General features: G+C 49.1%; 3 protein-coding genes and 2 pseudogenes. 3 read left to right on the top strand and 2 right to left on the bottom strand.

Annotated features, from left to right (window positions below; genetic code table 11):
• Nucleotides 1-141 precede the first annotated feature (141 nt).
• Nucleotides 142-1585: pseudogene (tnpC, locus tag DJ69_RS02235) on the bottom strand (IS66 family transposase).
• 758 nt (nt 1586-2343) lie between these two features.
• Nucleotides 2344-3129 (bottom strand): IclR family transcriptional regulator, encoded by a 786-nt coding sequence (locus DJ69_RS02240; protein WP_099254121.1) that lies wholly within the window; start codon nt 3127-3129, stop codon nt 2344-2346.
• A 288-nt stretch (nt 3130-3417) separates the two neighbouring features.
• On the opposite strand from DJ69_RS02240, the pseudogene DJ69_RS02245 reads away from it, so the two are divergent.
• From DJ69_RS02245 to DJ69_RS02255, 3 genes and pseudogenes are all read left to right on the top strand, one after another.
• Nucleotides 3418-4383: pseudogene (locus DJ69_RS02245) on the top strand (transposase); the annotation flags it as partial.
• Nucleotides 4384-4779: 396 nt separating this feature from the next.
• On the top strand, nt 4780-5310 hold the full coding sequence (locus DJ69_RS02250; protein ID WP_099254122.1) for an Rrf2 family transcriptional regulator: 531 nt from the start codon (nt 4780-4782) through the stop codon (nt 5308-5310).
• A gap of 202 nt (nt 5311-5512) precedes the next feature.
• Nucleotides 5513-6688, top strand: a complete 1176-nt coding sequence (locus DJ69_RS02255; RefSeq protein ID WP_099254123.1) for an RNA-guided endonuclease InsQ/TnpB family protein — start codon at nt 5513-5515, stop codon at nt 6686-6688.
• Nucleotides 6689-6831: the final 143 nt, after the last annotated feature.

Below are 6831 nucleotides of genomic sequence, written 5' to 3' on the forward strand. Positions count from 1 at the left end.
AGCGATTCAACACAGCCCTCTGTCCCGTATCTCATATCGTTTCCGTGAGTTTAGCGACTTCCTGTTTAATGTTTCTCTCCGAGCTTCGCCGAGTGTGGGTCATATGATTGATTGAGAGGTGTTTCGATCTATCGTACGTGTTTACCCCGAGGTCTCGACAGCCGGCACAGCGTGAGCTCGTGAGATAGCCTATTATTGCTGACGACTCGACGAAGCTCTTCGTATGAATTGCGTCCCTGCTGGCGACGTGGCGCCAGCAGGGACAAGACCGTCTCGTGAACGAACATTCCTCGGTCATTACGGAGCGTTCCGATGATTTTCCGGAGAACCACTGGCTCACGAAGTGCGTTCTCTGCGGCATTGTTTGTCGGAGAGACCGCTGGCTCACCGACGAAGGTGAGCCAGTGGTCGAGACCTCCTTCGATCTTCCCTAGCAGTGTTGCCACTGGTCCGTTGGGTACTGACCGGTCAATCAGCGATTCAAGCTCTCTTCGCGCCACACGCTGGAGATCTGCTCTCTCACGAGGACTTGGGTCGCTCTCCAGCCGAGCCTGGAGAGCGACGTATACCTGTCTGAGAGCCTGGTAGATCGGTTCACCTTCTGGCTGCTTTTCCGCGGCGTCTTCAGCCTCTCGAAGAATGTGCGCCCAGCACCGCTGGAGGTTGCTGCTGAAAGCTGGGTAAGCCGTCCACCCGTCACAGACGACCGTTCCCGCGAAGTCCTCGCCGAGGACTTCCGCGGGAACATCACTTCCACGACTCTTCCTGACCGCGTACAACGTGTGTTGGACGGTCTGAAACGTCCAAATCCACGCTTGTTCACCGTCGCGCTTGATGCCTGTCTCGTCGATGTGAACCACGTCAGCATCCTGAATCTCTTGACGGATCTGCTCGTACTCACAGCGACCGGTGCGCGCAGCGCGCTCGGTCGCGTGCCACACGGATGCACCCGAGAGTTCGAGTCCGTGTAGTTGCTCGAAGCGATCAGCGATCTTCCGGTAAGGAAGGCGGTGATCGTACCGTGACAGAGCTGATTGAGCGATAACGTTCACCCCGAACTGCCCCTCATCGGGGCGGTCGGGGTGAGCCGCAACTGTCTCTGTTCCACAGGAATCGCACTGGTAGTAGTGGCGGTTGTACTGGGTGATTTCTGGGGTTGGGGATCAGGAATCTCCTCGACGAGTCGGGGGCTGACGCCCACCGACTCGTCGAAGTGGTCGCCACACTCAGGACAACAGTCACAGGTGATTTCGATTTCTTCGTCAGGATCAGCTGTAGAACGCCACTCCGGATCGTGACCGTCCTTCCGACCGGGAGTGCCACCGTCAGTTCGGACATCGTCGTCTTCGTCATCTTGCGAGGTCGGGGACCCGTCGGTCCCCGACCGTCGCTTGCTGGGTGGAGTGTGCGGATTCTCGTATTTGCGAAGACGTGTTTCGAGTTCTTCGATCCGCTCGTCTTTCTCTTGTAACTTCTCTCGGAGCTGTGCGTTATCTTGTTCAAGCTCTTCGACTCGTTGTTCAAGTTGTAAAAACCGGGAGAGCAACTCCTCTTTGGTGAGATTATCTCCGTTCACAGATCCCACCTTCCAGTACAGACAGCAGAGGCAACGGGATGGGCTCCACAACGGAGCCCATCCCTGAGAATCATCACGAACCTCTGCTGCCAGTTCATACAAGCTAAGTTGTGCGCCTTCTATGAGATAGCAGCGAAATCAGTTCGGGCTAAACACGTACGATCTATCCAATACCAACCACCGACCTGTCGGTCAAGCAGCTTATCTTATTGTCGGCCCGCTAGACAATGGTCATGTTGCTCTCTGGAATTGTCGTCCCAATAGGGATAATTAGGAGGCCTACAAAATATCACGTGTAATGTCTATTGTCGGAAGATAGTTGAACTATTGCCAGTTGAAAGACTATCTTTTATCACTGCCAGAATTTAGCGTAGATTGTGCAACCACGTGAACTAATTATTCACCCTAGGTCAGTATATATACGTGTTGAATACGGACAATTTGATTATGGTATTCTGGGCACAAAATAGAGAAGATGAGATCAAGTTTGAAAATTCTAAGATAGGCCAATCGTTGATACACAGTAAACACGTCGAATTATTCAGCAGCCGGCCTGAAACACTGTTAGGAATTACAATAGTACTCTTGTAATCCCCAATGGGATACATAAATGATAAATTGCCGAGCACTGGTTAATCAATACATTAGGATTACAGTAGTACAAATGTAATTGTCACCCACTCTGTTATATATTCTTCTACAGCAGAGTAAGAATCTAGCGTGTATTATACTGGTGCTATTGTAACGCAATTCAATAAGTACGGGTTTTAGTCTTGACTCGCTAACTCTGAAGAAATAATCGATCGGTTCTCCTCTATTGATTTCTCTATTTCATTGGTCGTATTCTGAAGTGCGTCAACTAACTCATTTTTTAGCCGATTCTCCGGAATGCGGTATATCGGTCCGCCAAGTGTGACTGCACCTAGAATGGACCCGTCAATTCCGCCTACAGTTGCACCGATCCCGTGGTAGCCATCAAAACACTCGTTATTGTTGTACGCATAGCCACGTTCTGAAATAACCTCCAATTCATCAAACAATTCATCTTTAGCGGTGATTGTGTTCTCTGTTTCTTGTGGGAGACCATGCTCGTCAAGTATTTCGTGTACACGTTGGTCAGGGAGATCCGCTAGGATAGCTTTTCCCGCTGCTGTATTATGAGCGTATAACCGTACGCGATTATGATCGATATTTTCTGAATGATAGATGACATTAATTCTGCCAGCTTCCTCAATCAGAAACTCTGTTTCTGCCTCAAATTCGTTTTCTAAGTATTGTATTTCGTTTTTAACATGCTGATAACTCGGCTTGCGGGTTTCTGCCGCGACGCTAAACTCCTTAGATCGAATCCCCACCCAGTATCGACCGTTTTCACGGATGACAAGACCTGAATCCGAGAGTGTGTTTAAGTGTGTGTATAATGCACTCCTTGATATATCGAATTCGGAAAGTAGATCAGATATTGTCGCACCGTTTGCCCGTCTGACAGCGTCAAGAAGCCGAATAGCCTGCTCCGTTGTACTGTGTACATTTTCTTTGTTGTTTGTTCTCATGATAGCATATTACATTACTTATACAATAAAAATGTTTCTATAGCAAACACTATTAACGAAGATTATTACAAAAGAAATAATATTTAGTATAAGTAAATAATATATAAATATTTGTATTTGGTCTAGTATGATGCCTCCAAGATTCACGAGTCATGGGCTTGCTGTGGATGTATCTTCTATAATTGAGTGTACCGGTTTTTTGCCCTATCTATAGTCTGAATTTAGGTTTTGAATGAGGGTGTCATAGAACAAGTAGCACACCAAAAAGCAGGGTGAACGCTGAGGTAGATGAGGTCAGCGACCCTGCAAGATGATTTTTCGGCAGACTCGTTTTCAATGTCGTGGAGACCGAGACGTAGTACTATTCGATCACCTCTCCCTCGAGTTTCTCGACGAGTTCGACGTGTTCGTCTTGGCGGAGACTGGGCGGACACGAGATCTCGAACCACCAGAGCTGATGCGTGACTTTCTCCACTGCTACTACAAGGATATCTACGTCGTTCGTCCCGTTGAACGAAATATCCAGAACACGGTTGTCTGGTTGAGCTGTGGCTTCGATCGACCGCCGTCCAGAGACGCGGTTGATCGCTTCCTTACTGACCTCGAGCACATCGTTAACAAGGTATTCGACCACCCCATCGAGCAGGCGCCCGCCGTGGCCTGCTCGACGTGATCTACTGCATTGATTCAACTGATGTGGGGGCGATACCCTCCGATCAGGACGCGTCGAAGTGCTACGCTTCAGCTGACGACGAGTACTACCACGGCTACGGCTGTACAATCGTCTCGACCGGACAAAAATCTCGATTGTGGCGGAGTTCACAGAGAGTAAACAAGTGCCAGAGGAGACGGCGATGCGCGTGACGCGCTCGCCGTTGCTCGGCCGATATGGATGGTCGGTGACAGCGCCTACGAGACGCTTGACTGGCACGACCACCTGCTGGCCGCGGGGGTCGTCCCAGCCGCTCCGTACAACGGGCGAAACATCGACGACTCCAACACATCGAGCACAAGGTCGAAGACCACACCGAACAACACAGCGAGGACATTCAGCTGAAGCAGTCCATTGGATGGGACGTACAATTGCCGTACTGGAACCGAACGAACCAATGAATCAGTAAAGGACTGCGGGCTCGGCGAACGCACGACTGTGGCCGTGTTCACGCATGAGCGCAGGTGTTCCTCGCTTTGTGCCTTCGCTTCGTCGTTGCAATTACTAACTACAAACGCGGAGATAACCTAGGAAGTACAATCAATCACGGCGTGACAAAAGTTCTACAACACTCTCAGGATAGGTACTTTAGCGGGGCAGACACTAATTTCTCCACAACCGACTCAGCACTCAAATTAGTCTGTACAAATCTGAAAGTACTGACATATGAAGACCAGATCTTCAACTCAAATACCCGCTGGTTTGCGGATACAACAGAACACAACAGCGAAAATTACAACCTATCCGAAGAATCTCAAGAACAATATCATCGTATACTGAGATATCTTCCATATTGGTGGTCGATCTGTTCATGTGAGATAGAACCTAACAAAAATATCACTCAGTGTGATAAGCGAAGCATATCGCAATAAGGCATAGAAATAGGACCATGAATATTCAAACATTAAATTTAATAGAAGAGAGTCACAAATACCAATGTGCAGACAATCCAGCTTACAACCAGTCAGACATCCATTCTTGCTGCGCTAATTTGTCTCTATGAGGAGGAGCAGAACCCAATTACTGCAGAGACAATTGCACAGGAGATTCAACGAAGCCCAGGGACAGTGAGAAATCAAATGCAGGGCCTAACATCGCTTGAACTAATTGAAGGAATCCAAGGTGCGGCGGGTGGTTATAGACCACTACCGCAATCTTACGATACATTGGATATTCAGAAGATAGACAATCCAAAACCAACACTAATTTGCCAGGGTGAATCTAATCTCTATAAAATAATTAGTGATATAAGTTTGTCTGGGGTCAATAATCCAGAGCTTTGTCGAGCAAAAGTGCACATCCTTGGCTCAATGGATGATATTAATATAGGAGGTTCAATAACTGTTGGGCCAACACCAGTATCTAATCTTGTTGTCTCTGGGCGAGTCGATGGAAAATGTGAGAAGAGAAATGCAATAATGGTGGAACTGAATTCAATATCAGTTAGCTGTGATGAGAACAGCAAGTGATTAGACAGACGTGGTGGGACAAATTGACCGATCAGCATTGGGGTATTTTTTCGAGACCCTGAAATCCGTATAAAACAATGGCGAATTCACGAGAAAATGTCTAAACGTCTTTACAGAATGCAAGGAGAATGCCCCCGGGGTTGAATCCGACAACTCATGATACAAATAATTAAGTAAACATATCTCAGATCAAGAGACAGCGATGGAATACAGTTACCGCTACCCCGCATACTCGACACAAGAGGTAGCCGGTGAACTGGAACATCATATCGACATTCATCGCCAAGCGTACAACTACACCCTGTACGAATACGAAAACGTGGACGCCGACAATATCGGCTCCGCGTACAAACACCACTACCGACTCCCCGACTGGAAAAACGAATTTCCCGTCTTCTTAGAGGTCAACTCAAAGGCTCTACAACGAACCGTCACACGGTTCTACGACAACCTCTCGAACCTGAAAGACCAGAAAGAGAATGGTCGAAACGTCGGGAAACTCAAGTGGAAGTCTCCGAAGGACTTCCAGAGTATGACGTTTTCGCAGTCTGGTTTCGAGCTCAAAAACACGAGTGGCCGACACGCGACACTCTGGCTCTCCAAAATCGGAGACATCAATCTCCGCTACCATCGAGAAATCCCAGATGAAGCGGACATCAAAGAAGTCACAGTCAAGAAAGAGACGACCGGCGACTGGTTCGTCTCTTTCGGCCTCCAAACTGACGACGCTGACCTCCCCGAGAAGCCCGACGTGAACTCGCTGGATACGACCAATAGCGTTGGGATTGACCTCGGCATTCTCAACTACATCCACACCTCGGACGGCAAGACCGTCGACTGGCTCGATCTTGAAGACGAATACGAGCGGCTTCGCCGCGAACAGCGCAAACTCTCGCAGAAGGAAGAAGGCTCGAACAACTACGAAAAACAGCGAGTCGAAGTCGCCAACATAAAGCGTCACATTCGACAGAAGGTGCTGGACTACCAGCACAAGATAACGACGTGGCTCGTCCGTGAGTACGACGCCGTGTTCGTTGAAGACTTGAACGTAAAAGGAATGCTTGAACAGTTACATAACGCTCGCAACAAGCAGGACGCGGCGTGGCGACAGTTCATCACCCTCCTCGAATACAAGGCGAACTTGTACGGCTGTCACGTCTTACAGGTCGAAGCGCAAGGCACGACCAAAGAATGTGCGTCGTGTGGTGTGGAGACGGAGAAACCAATCTGGGTACGGGAACACTCCTGTCCGAGCTGTGGGTTTGAGTGTGATCGTGACGCGAACGCGGCGATGAATGTCCTGCAACGCGGCTTTGCTGAGTTAGGGCTGGGATGGCTCGAAGATCAGTACCTCACAAAGCACCGCCGGTTAGCCTGACTTGAGTTACCTGTTCTGCCGTGATGAGTCGTCGATAGCGGTTGAACAACACGGATTGATCGAGGAGCTGTCGCTCTCGGCGGCCCTCACCCGCCCCCGCGACAGCGTTGCCACTTGCGAAAACGCTTGCTCGGCCAGTGACT

It is taken from the genome of Halorubrum persicum, assembly GCF_002727125.1.
GTDB lineage: Archaea > Halobacteriota > Halobacteria > Halobacteriales > Haloferacaceae > Halorubrum > Halorubrum persicum.

Excerpts from the sequence above, each read along its gene's own strand:
- DJ69_RS02240 (WP_099254121.1), bottom strand. The coding sequence starts at position 3,129 with ATGAGAACAAACAACAAAGAAAATGTACACAGTACAACGGAGCAGGCT.
- DJ69_RS02255 (WP_099254123.1), top strand. The coding sequence starts at position 5,513 with ATGGAATACAGTTACCGCTACCCCGCATACTCGACACAAGAGGTAGCC.